The 13,611-nt window shown below is 65.8% G+C and carries 14 protein-coding genes and 2 tRNA genes; 6 read left to right on the plus strand and 10 right to left on the minus strand.

Annotated elements, in window-relative coordinates; translation table 11 throughout:
• The first annotated feature begins 42 nt into the window (after positions 1 to 42).
• Positions 43 to 477 (plus strand): RNA polymerase-binding protein DksA, encoded by a 435-nt coding sequence (dksA, locus tag DT343_RS02795; RefSeq protein ID WP_017504616.1) that lies wholly within the window; start codon positions 43 to 45, stop codon positions 475 to 477.
• Positions 478 to 553: 76 nt separating this feature from the next.
• Positions 554 to 1,888: a glutamate--tRNA ligase gene (gltX, locus tag DT343_RS02800; RefSeq protein ID WP_112861666.1), complete on the plus strand. Its 1,335-nt coding sequence runs from the start codon at positions 554 to 556 to the stop codon at positions 1,886 to 1,888.
• Between the two features lie 16 nt (positions 1,889 to 1,904).
• On the opposite strand, the gene DT343_RS02805 is transcribed toward gltX, so the two are convergent.
• A complete protein-coding gene (locus DT343_RS02805) occupies positions 1,905 to 2,198 on the minus strand; it encodes a CC_3452 family protein (RefSeq protein WP_017504618.1) in 294 nt (97 codons plus the stop codon).
• Positions 2,199 to 2,303: 105 nt separating this feature from the next.
• Positions 2,304 to 2,909 (minus strand): TIGR00730 family Rossman fold protein, encoded by a 606-nt coding sequence (locus DT343_RS02810; RefSeq protein WP_112861667.1) that lies wholly within the window; start codon positions 2,907 to 2,909, stop codon positions 2,304 to 2,306.
• A 123-nt stretch (positions 2,910 to 3,032) separates the two neighbouring features.
• On the opposite strand from DT343_RS02810, the gene DT343_RS02815 reads away from it, so the two are divergent.
• Positions 3,033 to 3,743 carry a hypothetical protein gene (locus tag DT343_RS02815; RefSeq protein ID WP_112862552.1) on the plus strand — a complete coding sequence of 237 codons (711 nt, stop codon included), beginning with the start codon at positions 3,033 to 3,035 and terminating at the stop codon, positions 3,741 to 3,743.
• Between the two features lie 116 nt (positions 3,744 to 3,859).
• Here DT343_RS02815 and mnhG read toward each other — a convergent pair whose 3' ends face one another.
• The 7 genes from mnhG to DT343_RS02850 form a co-directional block, all read right to left on the minus strand.
• Positions 3,860 to 4,201, minus strand: coding sequence for a monovalent cation/H(+) antiporter subunit G (gene mnhG, locus DT343_RS02820; protein WP_112861668.1), 342 nt, complete (start codon positions 4,199 to 4,201; stop codon positions 3,860 to 3,862).
• Positions 4,198 to 4,479, minus strand: coding sequence for a K+/H+ antiporter subunit F (locus tag DT343_RS02825; protein ID WP_112861669.1), 282 nt, complete (start codon positions 4,477 to 4,479; stop codon positions 4,198 to 4,200). The genes mnhG and DT343_RS02825 overlap by 4 nt, the downstream gene beginning before the upstream one ends.
• Complete coding sequence (locus tag DT343_RS02830) at positions 4,476 to 4,964, minus strand: Na+/H+ antiporter subunit E (RefSeq protein WP_112861670.1); 489 nt, start codon at positions 4,962 to 4,964, stop codon at positions 4,476 to 4,478. The genes DT343_RS02825 and DT343_RS02830 overlap by 4 nt, the downstream gene beginning before the upstream one ends.
• On the minus strand, positions 4,961 to 6,556 hold the full coding sequence (locus DT343_RS02835) for a monovalent cation/H+ antiporter subunit D (protein WP_112861671.1): 1,596 nt from the start codon (positions 6,554 to 6,556) through the stop codon (positions 4,961 to 4,963). Before DT343_RS02835 ends, DT343_RS02830 begins: the two co-directional genes overlap by 4 nt.
• Positions 6,553 to 6,897, minus strand: a complete 345-nt coding sequence (locus tag DT343_RS02840; RefSeq protein WP_210416180.1) for a Na+/H+ antiporter subunit C — start codon at positions 6,895 to 6,897, stop codon at positions 6,553 to 6,555. The genes DT343_RS02835 and DT343_RS02840 overlap by 4 nt, the downstream gene beginning before the upstream one ends.
• Positions 6,894 to 9,812 (minus strand): monovalent cation/H+ antiporter subunit A, encoded by a 2,919-nt coding sequence (locus tag DT343_RS02845; protein ID WP_112861672.1) that lies wholly within the window; start codon positions 9,810 to 9,812, stop codon positions 6,894 to 6,896. Before DT343_RS02845 ends, DT343_RS02840 begins: the two co-directional genes overlap by 4 nt.
• Positions 9,813 to 10,027: 215 nt before the next feature.
• Positions 10,028 to 10,102: transfer RNA gene (locus DT343_RS02850), tRNA-Asn, on the minus strand.
• Between the two features lie 44 nt (positions 10,103 to 10,146).
• On the opposite strand from DT343_RS02850, the gene DT343_RS02855 reads away from it, so the two are divergent.
• Complete coding sequence (locus tag DT343_RS02855; protein ID WP_112861673.1) at positions 10,147 to 10,980, plus strand: TrmH family RNA methyltransferase; 834 nt, start codon at positions 10,147 to 10,149, stop codon at positions 10,978 to 10,980.
• 48 nt (positions 10,981 to 11,028) lie between these two features.
• On the opposite strand, the gene DT343_RS02860 is transcribed toward DT343_RS02855, so the two are convergent.
• A tRNA-Cys gene (locus tag DT343_RS02860) sits at positions 11,029 to 11,102 on the minus strand.
• Positions 11,103 to 11,236: 134 nt separating this feature from the next.
• Here DT343_RS02860 and DT343_RS02865 point away from each other — a divergent pair.
• Together DT343_RS02865 and DT343_RS02870 are read left to right on the plus strand one after the other, a co-directional pair.
• Entirely contained in the window at positions 11,237 to 11,866 is a 630-nt protein-coding gene (locus DT343_RS02865) for a protein-L-isoaspartate O-methyltransferase family protein (protein WP_112861674.1), read from the plus strand.
• 140 nt (positions 11,867 to 12,006) lie between these two features.
• The gene (locus tag DT343_RS02870) at positions 12,007 to 13,542 is read left to right on the plus strand and encodes a TolC family outer membrane protein (RefSeq protein ID WP_112861675.1); all 1,536 of its coding nucleotides are present in this window, start codon (positions 12,007 to 12,009) and stop codon (positions 13,540 to 13,542) included.
• The last annotated feature ends 69 nt before the right edge of the window (positions 13,543 to 13,611 follow it).

The raw sequence follows: 13,611 nt of genomic DNA on the forward strand, positions 1-13,611 counted from the left end.
CCATCTACGCCACAGGGGGGCGTGTTAGAGAGCGTGAGATCGATGAGCGCCTTGGCGTCCGTTGTGTCCGACGAAACCGGCCCGTATCGGCCGTCTGACAGCGAGCCGTTCATGAACGAACGGCAGCAAGCCTATTTCAAGAAGAAGCTGCTGGCCTGGAAGGATGAGATCCTTCGCGAGTCCAAGGGCACGGTCGTCAATCTGAAGGCCGAGACCGAAAACCACCCCGATCTGGTGGACCGGGCGTCTTCGGAATCCGATCGCGCGCTGGAGTTGCGCACCCGCGACCGCCAACGCAAGTTGATCTCCAAGATCGACGACGCGCTGCGCCGGATCGAGGATGGTTCCTACGGCTACTGCGAGGATACGGGCGAACCCATCAGCCTGGGTCGTCTGGAAGCCCGTCCGACGGCGACCCTGTCGGTCGAAGCCCAGGAACGCCACGAACGCCGCGAACGCGTTCACCGCGACGACTGAGGTTTAAGCCTTCCGCGCCTTGACTTCGCCGGGTTGCGGGGCGACCTAGCCGCCTCGCTTTCGAGGTCGTCTACCCATGTCCGTCAAGGTTCGTTTCGCCCCGTCGCCCACGGGTAAGCTGCACGTCGGCAATGTCCGCACCGCCTTGGTGAACTGGATGTTCGCCAAGGGCCAGGGCGGATCGTTCGTCCTGCGCATCGACGATACCGACCTGGCGCGCTCCACGCCCGAGTTCGAACAGGGGATCGAAGATGATCTGACCTGGCTGGGGATGCCGTGGGACGAGCGCTATAATCAGTCCAAGCGGTTCGATCGCTACGAAGAAGCGGCCGCCAAGCTGAAGGCGTCGGGGCGGCTTTATCCCGCCTATGAGACCGCTGACGAGCTGGACCGTCGGCGCAAGGTGCAACTGTCGCGCGGCCTGCCGCCAATCTATGACCGCGCGGCGCTGGAACTGACCGAAGAGCAGAAGGCCGCTTACGAAGCCGAAGGGCGTCGCCCCCACTGGCGCTTCAAACTGGACGGCAAGCGCGTCGCCTGGGAAGACCTGGCGCGCGGTCATGCGGAGGTGGACACCGCCTCGATGTCGGACCCGGTGCTGATCCGCGAAGACGGCCTGTTCCTCTATACCCTGCCGTCGGTGGTCGACGACATCGACATGGCCATCACGCACATCATCCGGGGCGAGGATCACGTAACCAACACCGGCGCGCAGATCGAAATCTTCGAAGCGCTGGGCGCGACGGTTCCGGGCTTCGCCCACATGCCGCTGCTGGTCGGCGCCGACGGCGCGGCCCTGTCCAAGCGTCTAGGGTCGTTGTCGATCAGCGACATGCGCGACCAAGGCTATGAGCCGATCGCGATCACCAGCCACCTCGGCCGGATCGGGACCTCTGATCCGCTGGAACTCGGCGCCTCGGTCGAGGCTCTGGGTCAGAGCTTCGCCTTCTCCAAGATGGGCCGTTCGCCGGCGCGTTACGATACGGCGGATCTGGACCGGCTAAACGCCCAGGCGCTGCACGTCATGGACTATGCCACGGCGCAGCCGCGTCTTCAGGCTCTCGGCGCCGATCTGGGCGAAGCCTTCTGGAATACGGTTCGGGGCAATCTGACAAAGTTCGCCGACGTCGCGGACATGGCGCAGATCGTCCATGGTCCGATCCAACCGGTGATCGAAGATGCGACCTTCATTGAAACAGCGCTGCGTCTGCTGCCGGAAGTGATCGACGAGAACGCCTGGTCGGCGTGGACCTCGGCCGTCAAGGCCGAGACGGGCGCCAAGGGCAAGGCGCTGTTCATGCCGCTGCGTCTGGCGCTGACGGGGCAGCGGCACGGGCCGGACATGGCGGCCATGGCGCCGCTGATCGGTCGCGAAACCATCCAGCGGCGTCTGAGAGGTGAGGCAGCCTAAGCCGCCTCAATCCAGATCAAGCGTTGCACACGGCCAGTTCGTCGGCGCTCAGGGCGACACCCTTGTAGGAGAAGGCGGTCACCGGACCGAACTTCTGAACCACGCGGCGGCAGGCGCGCGTCGCGGGCTGTTCCGTGCCGCCTGCGGCGGTGCAGGTCGCGCCTTCGCAGGACCAACGAGCGCCGTCGATGATGGTGGCGCGTGCAGGCGCCTTGGCGGCGTCGGCCAGCGTCAGGCTGGTGGCGGCGGGGGCTTGGGCGACCGCAGGGGCGGCGGCGAACAGGGCGGCGGCGATCAGCAGAGCGCGCATTGAAAACTCTCCGAAATGAAGAACGGCGTCATGCCGCTGCGCTCCCATGTCAGTTTTCGATAAAAACTGTCAAGACGCGCGCAGCGGATTATGAGCGATGATCACTTATCGATGATCATGTTTCAATTGCGGCGCATCGCCGCCGGCCTGAACCTGCGCCATCGCCTCTTCGACGGTTTCGGCGACGGTCCAGGCGTCCAAGAACGACGGCGGCGTCATTCCTTCTGCGACGCTGTGCTTCATCAGGTCGAAGAAGCCGTTCCAGAAGCCGTTCAGGTTCAGGAAGACGACTGGCTTGTGATGCAGGTCCAGCCGCTTCCAGGACAGCAGTTCCACGACCTCTTCCAGGGTGCCGATGCCGCCGGGTGCCACCACGAAGGCGTCGGATTGGTCATACATCAGTTGCTTACGCTCGTGCATCGAGGTGACGACGACGGTTTCGACCTCGTCGAACAGGCGTTCGCGGCTGCGCAGGAAGGCCGGCATGATGCCGACGACCCGGCCGCCCGCTTCGTGCGCGCCACGCGCGGAGGCTCCCATCAGACCGACGCCGCCGCCGCCATAGACCAGCCGCCAGCCGGCCTCAGCCGCCGCCTTGCCGAAGGCGTAGGCCACCTCGGTATAGGAGGGATCGGCGGTCTCGGAAGCGCCGCAGAACAGGCAGACGGAAGAGCCGTCGAACGGCAGGAACGAAACGGGGGGCAGGGACATGGAGCCTCGAAGAAAACGAATAGGCGGCCTGGCCATGGCCAAACCGACGGCGCTCAAGCTAACACAGGCTCGAGGCGCTGGGTCGCCAGTCCTATATCGTAGAGGCGCAGGATGAAACGTCAGATGATGGTCGCATGTGTCGCGGTCCTGGCTGCCGCAGCCTGTTCCGATCAGCAGGGCGGCGTGGCGGGGCCGACGGGGGCCGACGAGGCCTCGCCCTGGGTTCGCCCGCCCCAGATTGATGGCGTGATGCGCGACGGCGGCGTTCTGATGCTGCGCGGCGGGGCGGGGCCCAATGCGCGCGTCGTGCTGCGTGCGCTGGATACTGCGGCCGTGGCGACGACGGCGGACGGCGCGGGGCGGTTCGAACTGCGACTGCCGCCTTTGAGCGGCGATGTGCGCTTTACGCCCGAGGTGCAGGTGGGCGAGGACGCCGCCGTCTCGCCTGAGACGCTGGTGGTGATCCAGGGCGGAGCCGGTCCCGTCGCCCTGATCGCAGCAGGCCAGCCGACTGTTCGGCTCGATGGCGGCGAGGGGCTGGATGCGGTGGATTCGGACGGTGCGACTCTGATGGCTTCAGGCCGGACGAATGGGGCGGCTCCCTCGGTCAATATCAACGGCGCAGATATGGCGCCGACGGCGATCGGACGCGGCCGCTGGCGAGCCGTCATCGGACAGTCCGGTCCGGCGACGATCACGGTGAATGGAAAGAGCTTCGACTATCCGGGCATGGGTGCGGCTGGCGGCTTCGTCGTCGAGCGGGCGGGGGCGGGCTGGCGGATCACATGGCCCGTCGATCCAGCGGGACGTCAGACGACCTGGCTGCCGGACTGAAGGCGCTTAACGATCTGGAAACCATTTCGGTTAAGGAATGGGCCGTCCTCAGGGACACCATCACCGAACCTGCTTGCAGCCCGGCGCCCCCGCCGGGCTTCTTTTTTGCCGGTCGATCAGCCCTTCCTCGGCGTGTCTTTGACCCTGTCGGTGCGATCACGGAACAGGGCGGCGCGGGCGAGCAGGATCAGGGTGACCGGCGTCGTGACCGTCAGGAACAGGCCGATCAGGATTTCGCGCGGCATGAAACGCCGCTCGACGGTCGTGAACCAGACGATCGACGCCAGCAGGACCAGCGCCATGCCCAGCGTGGCGCCAAGCGTCGGGGCGTGGACGCGCTCATAGAAGGTCTTCAGCCGAACCAGCCCAACCGCGCCCAGTAGCGAAAGGCCCGAGCCGATGACGGCCAGGGCGACGACGATGATGGCGGCCCATGTGGGAACGTCAGCTTGGGTCATTCAATCACCTCGCCGCGCATCAGAAACTTGGCCAGGGCCACGGTGACGGCGAAGCCCAACATGCCGATCACCAGGGCGGCCTCGAAATAGAGCTGGCTGTTGGTGCGGATGCCGAACACCACGACCAGCAGCATGCCGTTCAGATAAAGGGTGTCCATGCCCAGGACGCGATCCTGGGCGCGCGGACCGTGAATGATCCGCCATGCCGCCAGGCCCATGGCGCAGATCAGCATCAGCTGGGCCAGACCCAGGCCCCAGGTCAGCACCGCCGCCGTCATTCGAAAATCTCCATCAGCCGGCGTTCGTAGCGATCCTTGATCAGCCGCACCCAGGTCTCCTCATCCACGAGATCCAGCACGTGCAGCAGCAGACGGCCGGTCGCGGACTCATACTCGACCCACAAGGTGCCGGGCGTCGAGGTGATGATGATGGCCAGAACCGCCAGACCATACCGGTCGCGCAGGTCCAGCGGGATATGGATGAAGCCGGATGTGCGCTCATGCCGTCGCCGCCCCAGAATGATGTGCGACACCGCCCAGTTGGAGCGCACGATGTCGCCGATAACGTCGATGGCGAGGCGCATTATGGCCATCCGCGCCTTCACCCGCACGCGATCCACACCCAGCGCCAACATGATGATCGGCGCCAGCAGGGCCAGCAGCACTGCGAGCGCCAGAGACGGCGGCGCGACCGAGGCGCTGAGCAGGATTGAGGCGACGAACAGGCCTAGTGACAGGATGGGGTAGGGGAGGACGCGTCTCATCGACCGCCCCCGCCCAGCACCGCGTGGATATAGCCTTGCGGGTCAGCCAGCCAGGCCGCCGTGTGGTCAGTGTAGATCAGGCCAGAGCCAGCGAAGATGGCCAGAAACACGCAGGCGCCGAGCAGGGCTGCGACCGCCGTCAGCTCGGCCGCACCCACCACGAATGCCGGCGCATCTTCGTCGCGTGTCCAGATCGCGCCGACGCCCAGGCGCGTCAGGCCGATCAAGGCGCCGAGGCTGGACACGGAAAGCACGGCTGCCAGCGTCCAGGCCGCCGCATCGCCAACGCCGACCAGGGCGCTGATCATAGACAGTTTCCCGACGAAGCCGGCCAAAGGCGGCAAGCCGGCGACCATGAGAGTGCAGATCAGAAAGGCCCCGCCCAGGGCCGCGACGGCCGCCGGAATGACCAGGCCCGGCTCGTTGCGCTCTTCGTCGTCGAACGGATCACGATACTCGTCATCGAAAACAGCGCGCGCCTCTCCGACATCGGATTCTCGCCCTCGCTGGAGGATCTCGGCCAGCAGAAACAGGGCTGCGCAGGCCAGGGTGGAGCCGATCAGGTAAAAGAGCGCGCCGCTGAGGGTCGCCGCATCGCCGACGCCCAGGCTGGCCAGAACGGTGCCGGACGAAATCATCACACCGAACCCGGCGGCGCGCGATAGATCGCGAGAGGCGATCAGGCCGAACGTGCCGAACGCTATGGTCGCCAGTCCACCGACAAACAGCCAGGTCAGGCCAAATCCGGCGGAGGCGCCCGCGTCGGCGCCGAACAGCAGAAGACTGAGGCGGATGACCACGTAGACCCCGACCTTGGACAGGATGGCGAAGACCGCCGCCGCCGGCGCGCTGGCTGCCGAATAGGTCGGGGTCAGCCAGAACCCTAAGGGCCACATGGCGCACTTGATCAGAAAGGCCGTACCCAGCACCGCCGCTCCGATATGAAACAGTCCCAGGTCATCCACTGAGATGGTCGCAACCCGCGTTGCAACATCCGCCATGTTCAGCGTGCCGATCACCCCGTAGATCAGGCTGACGCCGATCAGGAACAGCAAGGACGCGGTCAGATTGACGGCGATATAGATCACGCCTGCCCGCACACGCGCCTCGCCCGACCCATGCAGGGCCAGTCCGTACGAGGCGGCGAGCATGATCTCGAAAAAGACGAACAGGTTGAACAGGTCGCCGGTCAGCAGGGCGCCGTTCACGCCCATGATCAGAAGCAGGAAGAGGGCGTGGAAGCGCGGCCCCGCCCGGTCCCATCGCGCCAGGGCGAAGATCAGGGCGCATCCGCCCAGAACGCTGGTCAGCGCGACCATCATCGTCGACAGCCGGTCGGCCACCAGGACGATCCCGTAGGGCGCAGCCCACGATCCCAGGCGATAGACCCGCGCAGTATCGCCGCCGCCCACGGCGCCGTTTGCGCTTTCGTGCAGCAGAACCAAGGCCATGATCAGAATGGCGGCCATAGCGCTCAAGCTGAGCGCCGCCTTCAGCGTTCGGCGACGCTCGTCCAGCAGCAGCATGGCCGAGGCGATGATCATCGGCAGGACGATGGGGCCGATGATCAGATGGGCGTTCCAGTCGATCATGCGTCCGGCTCCTTGCCATCGACATGGTCGCTGCCGGTGATGCCGCGCGCGGCCAGAATGACGACCAGGAACAGCGCGGTCAGGGCGAAGCTGATGACGATCGCGGTCAGGACCAGCGCCTGCGGCGTCGGGTCGGTGTAGCGCGCGGGGTCGGAGACCTCGCCAGCCAGCACCGGCGGCGCGCCCGACCTCAGCCGTCCCATGGCGAAGATGAAGATATTGACCGCATAGGACAGCAGCGACAGCCCCATGATCACCTGGAAGGTGCGCGGGCGCAGCAGCAACCAGACACCCGAGGCCGACAGCACGCCGATGGCGAGGGCGAGAACCAGCTCCATCATGACAGCTCTCCCTCCTCGTTGTCTCTCTGTTTGGGCTTGCGCAGCGACTGGTGCGCCAGGGCGACGAGGGTCAGGACCGTGGCGCCCACGACCAGAACGACCACGCCCAAGTCGAACAGCACGGCGCTGGCCAAGGGCACGCGTCCCAGGATCGGCAGGTCGGCATACTGGAACCAGGACGTCAGGAAGGGATAGGCGAAAAGCCACGATCCGATCCCGCTGAGGGCGGCGATCACCAGGCCGGCCCCGATCCAGAAGATGGGCCGGATTGCCAGCCGCTCTTCGACCCAGCGGGCGCCCGAGGCCATATATTGCAGGATGAAGGCGATCGACAGGGCGACGCCCGCCGCGAAACCCCCGCCCGGCAGGTCGTGCCCGCGCAGGAACAGGTGAACGGCGAGCAGGATGATGAAGGGGAATATCCAGCGCATCACCACGCGGGGGATCAGCATGGTCTCCTTCAGCGTGTCGCCCTCCGATCGCGTCTCATGATCGCGGTCTGAGGCATCCTGCACGCTCTGCTGGCTGGGATTGGACAGGGTGTCGTCGGCGGGACGGAAGCGGCGCAGCAGGGCGAAGATCGTCAGACCGACAATGCCCAGAACCGTGATCTCTCCAAAGGTGTCGAAGGCGCGGAAGTCGACCAGGATGACGTTGACGATATTGCGCCCGCCCGCGTCCTTGTAGGCGTGCTCGACGAAGAAGCGCGAAATCCCCTCGATCGATGGACGCGTCATGACGGCGTAGGAAATGGCCGCCAAGGACGCGCCGACGGCGGCGGCGATGATCAGGTCGATACGGCGCCGGCGGCGAGACCGCTTCTCCATGGCCTGTGGCAGGCGAATGGTCTCCAGCCGTTTCGGCAGCCAACGTAGGCCCAGCAGCAGCAGGACGGTGGTCACGACCTCGACCAGCAACTGGGTCACGGCCAGATCCGGCGCCGACAGCCAGACGAAGGACAGGCAGCTGGCCAGACCTGCGCCGCCCATTAGAACCACCGCCGCCAGCCGGTGATATTTCGCCTGCCATGCCGCCGCGACTGCACAACTGGCGCCGACCAGCCAAAGACAGGCGAAGGCCCAGTTGGACAGGGTCAATGTCGGCATGATCGGGCGGATCACCAATCCGGCGCTGATCGCCGCTAGCCCGCCTGCCAGCAGGGCGACCAAGACGATGGCCCGCAGCTGTGGCTGCTGTCGCTTGGCCCCGAACAGGCGAAGCATCGCTTCCGACCCTTTGAACAGGCCGGTCATGGTTCGCTCGAACAACCAGCCGCCGTTCAGACGCTTCCAGCCCCACGGTCCGCCGCGCGGATTGGCGTTGATGCGTTTGCCGAAGACGACATAGAGACCCACGCCGCCGGCGAGGGCGATAAGGCTCAGCACCAGCGGCAGATTGAACCCGTGCCACAGGGCCAGACTGTAATAGGGCAGGTCAAAGCCCAGCACCGAAACGGCGGCGCTTTTCAGGAACGGCCCCACCGTTACAGCCGGGAAGATGCCGACGACCAGGCACAGGGCGACCAGCACCTCGACGGGGCGCCGCATCCAGGCGGGCGGCTCGTGCGGGATGCGATCCAGCTCGGTCGGAGCCGGGCCGAAGAAGGTCGCGTGGATAAACCGCAGTGAATACAGAACACTGAAGGCGCTGGCCAAGGTGGCCAGGGCGGGCAGCAGCATGTTCAGGCCGTGCGTATGGGCGCTGGCCACCGCCTCGGCCAGGAACATTTCCTTGGACAGGAAGCCGTTCAACAGGGGCACGCCCGCCATCGCGGCTGCGGCCACCATGGCCAGGGTGGCTGTAAAAGGCATGAAGCGAAACAGACCGCTGAGCTTGCGCATATCCCGCGTGCCGGCTTCGTGGTCGATGATGCCGGCGGCCATGAAGAGCGACGCCTTGAAAGTGGCGTGGTTCACCGTGTGGAAGATGGCCGCAATACAGGCCAGCGGACTGCCCAATCCCAGCAGCAGCACGATCAGGCCCAGATGGCTGATCGTCGAATAGGCCAGCAGGCCTTTGAGATCATGCTGGAAGATGGCACACCAGGCGCCGAGCAGCAGCGTCGCCAGACCCATGCCCCCGACGATCAGATACCAGCTCTCCGACCCCGCCAGGACGGGCCAGAAGCGGATCAGCAGGAAGATCCCCGCCTTCACCATGGTCGCGGAGTGCAGATAGGCGCTGACCGGCGTCGGCGCGGCCATGGCGCGGGGCAGCCAGAAGTGGAACGGAAACTGCGCGCTCTTGGTCATCGCGCCGAGCAGCAGCAGGATCAGCGCGGGCAGATACAGCGGGCTGGTCTGGATCGCCTCTCGTGATGCCAAGACGACATCGAGGTCGTAACTCCCGACGATCCGCCCGATCAGGATCATCCCGACCAGCAGGGCGATGCCGCCCGTGGCCGTCACCGTCAGCGCCATGCGGGATCCTTCGCGCGCGGCGGGGTTTTGGTGCCAATAGCCAATCAACAGGAAGGAAAAGAGGCTGGTCAGCTCCCAGAAGACGACTAGCTGGATCAGATTGCCCGACAGCACCACGCCTTGCATCGCGCCCATGAAGGCCAGCAGGAAGGAAAAGAACCGCGGCACCGGATCCTTCGGCGACATGTAGTAGCGGGCATACAGCACCACCAAGGCGCCGATCCCCAGAATCAGGGCGCTGAACAGCCACGACAGTCCGTCCAGTCGAAGCACCAGATTGACGCCAAGCGACGGCAGCCACGAGATTTCGTAGCGCAGCGTCTCCCCGTCCTGGAACATCGGCCATAGCGCTGCCAGACACCCCAGGCTGACCAAGGCCACGACCCAGGACAGGATGGCGGCCGAGGTGCGTGCATGACGCGGCAAGCCGGACGCGACGATGGCGCCAAGGAACGGCAGGACCAGGATGACGACGAGAAGGAAGCTGATGGACATCGAGGCGGGGCGTCTCTCCTGGATCGTGGGGGTAGCTTTGCCAACGCTCAAGGTTGGGCAAAGTTCGCTACGATTTACGGGCAGGGGCGGGGTGCGTCAAAGCGACCAGAGCGCGGCATGCCCGCGCCCAGCAGCTCGGTCATCGTGCGAAAGGATCAGGTCTTATGGAAAGTTTTCGACCTAACGCCTTGTCTGGCCTCAGTCTTTACCCCGAGTGGCTCCGCAGGTAGGATTCGAACCTACGACCAGCCGATTAACAGTCGGCTGCTCTACCACTGAGCTACTGCGGAACATCTGCTCGGGAGGCGGGCGTATAGCAGCGGCCGTTCCGATCTTGCAATGGGAAAACGAGCCAATCGAAACGATATTTATCGACCATCCCGACGACCCGCGTGTTGCGGCCTATCGCGATATCCGCGAGCGCGATCTGACGGGTCGTCAGGGGCTGTTCATCGCGGAAGGGGAGGTGGTGGTGCGTGGACTGGCGTCGACGGCTTCGCGCTGTCGGCCCCTGTCGCTGCTGCTGGCTGAAAAGCGCGTCGCGGCCTTGGGCGACGTCATCACGTCTCTGCCGCCCGCAACGCCCGTCTATGTCGCAGGCCAGGCCGTGCTGGACCGGATCGCGGGATTCGAACTGCACCGGGGCATTCTGGCCTTGGGCCAAAAGCCCGAGCCCCTGTCGCTGGACAAAGTGCTGGCGGATATCGGGCCGCAGGACGTGTTCGTCTTGGCCAGCGGGATCGGCAACCACGACAATGTCGGCGGCCTGTTCAGGAACGCCGCCGCGTTCGGCGCCAGGGCTGTGCTGCTTGATCCGACCTGCTGCGATCCCTTTTACCGCAAGGCGATTCGCGTTTCGGTCGGCGCGGTGCTGCGCACGCCGTTCGTCGTGGCCGGCGCGACAGACATTATCGAGGCCCTGCAGCGGGCCGGCGTCGAGGTGTTGGCGCTGACGCCTTCAGCGACCGAGCGGCTTTCGGACTACAGGCGCTCCGGACCGGTCGCCCTGATGCTGGGGTCGGAAGGTCCGGGGCTGCCCAAGGATTTGATCGACCGTTGCCGGCCGATCGGCATCGCTATGGCGGGCGGGTTCGATTCGCTGAATGTCGCGGCGACGAGTGCGGTTGCGCTTCATCATCTGACGACGACGACGCTTGCTGGAAGCTGAAAACGCGAAGGCCGCCCCGAGGGGCGGCCTTCGTCCGTATCGTCGCGATGGAGGCCTGACCGGGAATCGAACCCGGGTGCAAGGATTTGCAGTCCTCTGCGTCACCACTCCGCCATCAGGCCGCTTTTTGTCCCCGATTTCTCGGGGGCGGTCATCGCGAGGGGCGTTCGCTATCAGATCGGATTGTCCGCTGCAACGCACGGACCTATAAGCGCGCGAGTTTTCCTCCCGGATTATCGTTGAAGGCTGCCTACAGATGGATTTCACCGCAGAGCGCAAGGCCATGGTCGACTCGCAGGTGCGAGTGAACGACGTGACGGATCGCGCGATTCACCTGGCCATGATGGCCGTGCCGCGTGAAAAGTTCTGCGCGCCTGATCGCGCCTTCGCCGCCTATTCCGAAGAATCGGTGGTGATCGCGGGCGAGCGCCGCCTGATGCCGGCGCGCGACGTCGCCAAGCTGCTGCAAGCGGCCGATGCACGCGAAGGCGAGAAGGCCCTGGCGATCGCCGCGCCCTATGCCGCCGCCGTGCTGGCCCGTATGGGTGTCAGTGTCACGGCTCAGGAGTCGGACGACGCCGTTTTCGCCGTGGTCGGCGAGGCCCTGTCGGATGCAGGCGTGGCGACGGTCGTTGCGCCGCTGGCTCAGCCGACCGGCGAAGGGTGGGATCTGATCATTTCCGAAGGCGGCGTCGAGAGCCTGCCCGAATCGTGGGGCGCGGCCCTGCGCCCCGGCGGCCGGATCGTCTTGGTCGAACGTCGCGGAGCGATCGGCAAGGCGGCCCTGTATGTTCAGACGCGCGAAGGGCTGTCGCGCCGCGAACTGTTCGATTCGTCGCCTGCTGTCCTTGCCGAGCTGAAGCCGGCCCCCACTTTCGCGCTGTAAGACCAAAGAGACGCACGGTTGCGACGGAAATGCCGTTCGCAACCGTGAAGAAAACTTAACTGGCGTGTGGTTCGGTCAGGCCGCAGTTACGCTTGAGAAAGCATTCGGGCGTTCTTCGGGGCGTCAGGCAAGGACGGACAATGTTGAAACGCTCGCGTGTGCTGGCTTCGGCCGCTGTGGTCGCCGTGATGACCGGTCTGGGCGCGCCGGCCTGGGCGGAGACGCTTCAGGACGCCATCGCCCTGGCCTATCGGACCAATCCCAACCTGCTGGCCCAGCGCGCCAACCAGCGTGCGCTGGACGAGACGGTGGTTCAGGCGCGGTCGGGTCTGCGCCCGACCATCGGCGCCTCGGCTGGCGTGGACTACACCCGCAGCGACTTCCCCGCCGTGACCCAGTTCGTCGACACGAACGGCGACGGCGTACCCGACACCCAGGTCACGACGTCGTCGTCCGAAACCGAAGGCGCCAATGTCGGCGTCAGCGTCAGCCAGAATGTCTGGACCGCCGGTCGCACCTCGCGCGCCATTGATCAGGCCCGCGCCAGCGTCCTGGCCGGCCGTGAGAACCTGCGTGAGATCGAACAATCGGTCATGCTGTCGGTGATCCAGGCCTATGTGAACGTCACCCGCGACATGGAAATCCTGCGTATCCGCCAGGAGAACCTGACGGTGCTGCAACGTCAGCTGGAAGAAACCAGCGCCCGTTTCGAGGTCGGCGAGATCACCCGCACGGACGTGGCCCAGGCCGAAGCCTCGCAGGCGCAGTCCGAAGCCGACCTGGCGAACGCCCAAGCCCAGCTGTCCACGTCGCGCGCCGCCTATGCCGCCGTCGTCGGCCAGTCGCCGGCCGATCTGGAAGCTGCGCCGATCTTGCCGGAGGTTCCCAGCGACTTCGACGTCGCCATCGAGACGGCGTTGCAGCGCAATCCCGCTGTTCTGGCCGCGACCTATCAACTGCAAAGCGCCGAGGCCGCCGTCGCCGCCGCCCGTTCGGAATATCTGCCGTCGGTGCGCGCCACCGCCTCCTACGGCGGATCTTCCAATGATCTCGGCGACCTCGGTGAACTGGCCGATCGCCGCAGCTTCACGGCCGGCGCCACTCTGTCTGTGCCGCTCTTCACCGGCGGTCTGAACCGCTCGCGCGTCGCCCAGGCTTTGGAGCGCGCCAACGCGGCCCAGATCGGCATCGAGGGCGAGCGCCGCACCGTGCTTCAGAACGTCAGCTCGGCCTACGCCCAGGTGCTGTCGACCCGCGCCACGGTCGCGGCCGGCACGGAAGCCGTTCGCGCCGCATCGGTCGCGGCCGAAGGGGTGCGCCAGGAAGCTCAAGTCGGCCTGCGCACCACGCTGGACGTGCTGAACCAGGAACTGGCTCTGCGCAACGCCCAGACGGCGGTCGCCAGCGCCCGCGCCGCCGAATACGTCGCTCGCGCCTCGCTGTTGGCCGCCATGGGCCAGCTGGAAGGCCCGGCCCTGAACCCGACGATCGAGGCCTATGATCCTGCGACGAACTACGACCAGGTCAAGGGACGCGGCGGCCTGCCGTGGGACGGCGTGATCGAGACGCTGGATCGCGTGGCCTCGCCCCCGATCGTGACCACGCCGGACACCGTCGACGCGCCGATCGACGCTCAGCTCAAGGGCGAGGTCGTGCGCACGGCGCCGCAGAACTGACCGCGTCGAATACGGACGGAAACCGCCCGTTGATTCCGACGGGCGAAGATGCGACGACAAGGCACAGGT

Source organism: Brevundimonas vesicularis, assembly GCF_900445985.1.
Lineage (GTDB): Bacteria > Pseudomonadota > Alphaproteobacteria > Caulobacterales > Caulobacteraceae > Brevundimonas > Brevundimonas vesicularis_D.

Bases quoted from the DNA above. Each gene is read 5' to 3' on its own strand.
- DT343_RS02840 (WP_210416180.1), bottom strand. From the start codon at position 6,897: ATGATGGAGCTGGTTCTCGCCCTCGCCATCGGCGTGCTGTCGGCCTCG.
- DT343_RS02845 (WP_112861672.1), bottom strand. From the start codon at position 9,812: ATGTCCATCAGCTTCCTTCTCGTCGTCATCCTGGTCCTGCCGTTCCTT.
- dksA (WP_017504616.1), top strand. From the start codon at position 43: ATGAGCGCCTTGGCGTCCGTTGTGTCCGACGAAACCGGCCCGTATCGG.
- mnhG (WP_112861668.1), bottom strand. From the start codon at position 4,201: ATGACCCAAGCTGACGTTCCCACATGGGCCGCCATCATCGTCGTCGCC.
- DT343_RS02865 (WP_112861674.1), top strand. From the start codon at position 11,237: ATGGATTTCACCGCAGAGCGCAAGGCCATGGTCGACTCGCAGGTGCGA.
- DT343_RS02810 (WP_112861667.1), bottom strand. From the start codon at position 2,909: ATGTCCCTGCCCCCCGTTTCGTTCCTGCCGTTCGACGGCTCTTCCGTC.
- DT343_RS02825 (WP_112861669.1), bottom strand. From the start codon at position 4,479: ATGACGGCGGCGGTGCTGACCTGGGGCCTGGGTCTGGCCCAGCTGATG.
- DT343_RS02830 (WP_112861670.1), bottom strand. From the start codon at position 4,964: ATGAGACGCGTCCTCCCCTACCCCATCCTGTCACTAGGCCTGTTCGTC.
- DT343_RS02805 (WP_017504618.1), bottom strand. From the start codon at position 2,198: ATGCGCGCTCTGCTGATCGCCGCCGCCCTGTTCGCCGCCGCCCCTGCG.
- DT343_RS02870 (WP_112861675.1), top strand. From the start codon at position 12,007: ATGTTGAAACGCTCGCGTGTGCTGGCTTCGGCCGCTGTGGTCGCCGTG.
- gltX (WP_112861666.1), top strand. From the start codon at position 554: ATGTCCGTCAAGGTTCGTTTCGCCCCGTCGCCCACGGGTAAGCTGCAC.
- DT343_RS02815 (WP_112862552.1), top strand. From the start codon at position 3,033: ATGATGGTCGCATGTGTCGCGGTCCTGGCTGCCGCAGCCTGTTCCGAT.
- DT343_RS02835 (WP_112861671.1), bottom strand. From the start codon at position 6,556: ATGATCGACTGGAACGCCCATCTGATCATCGGCCCCATCGTCCTGCCG.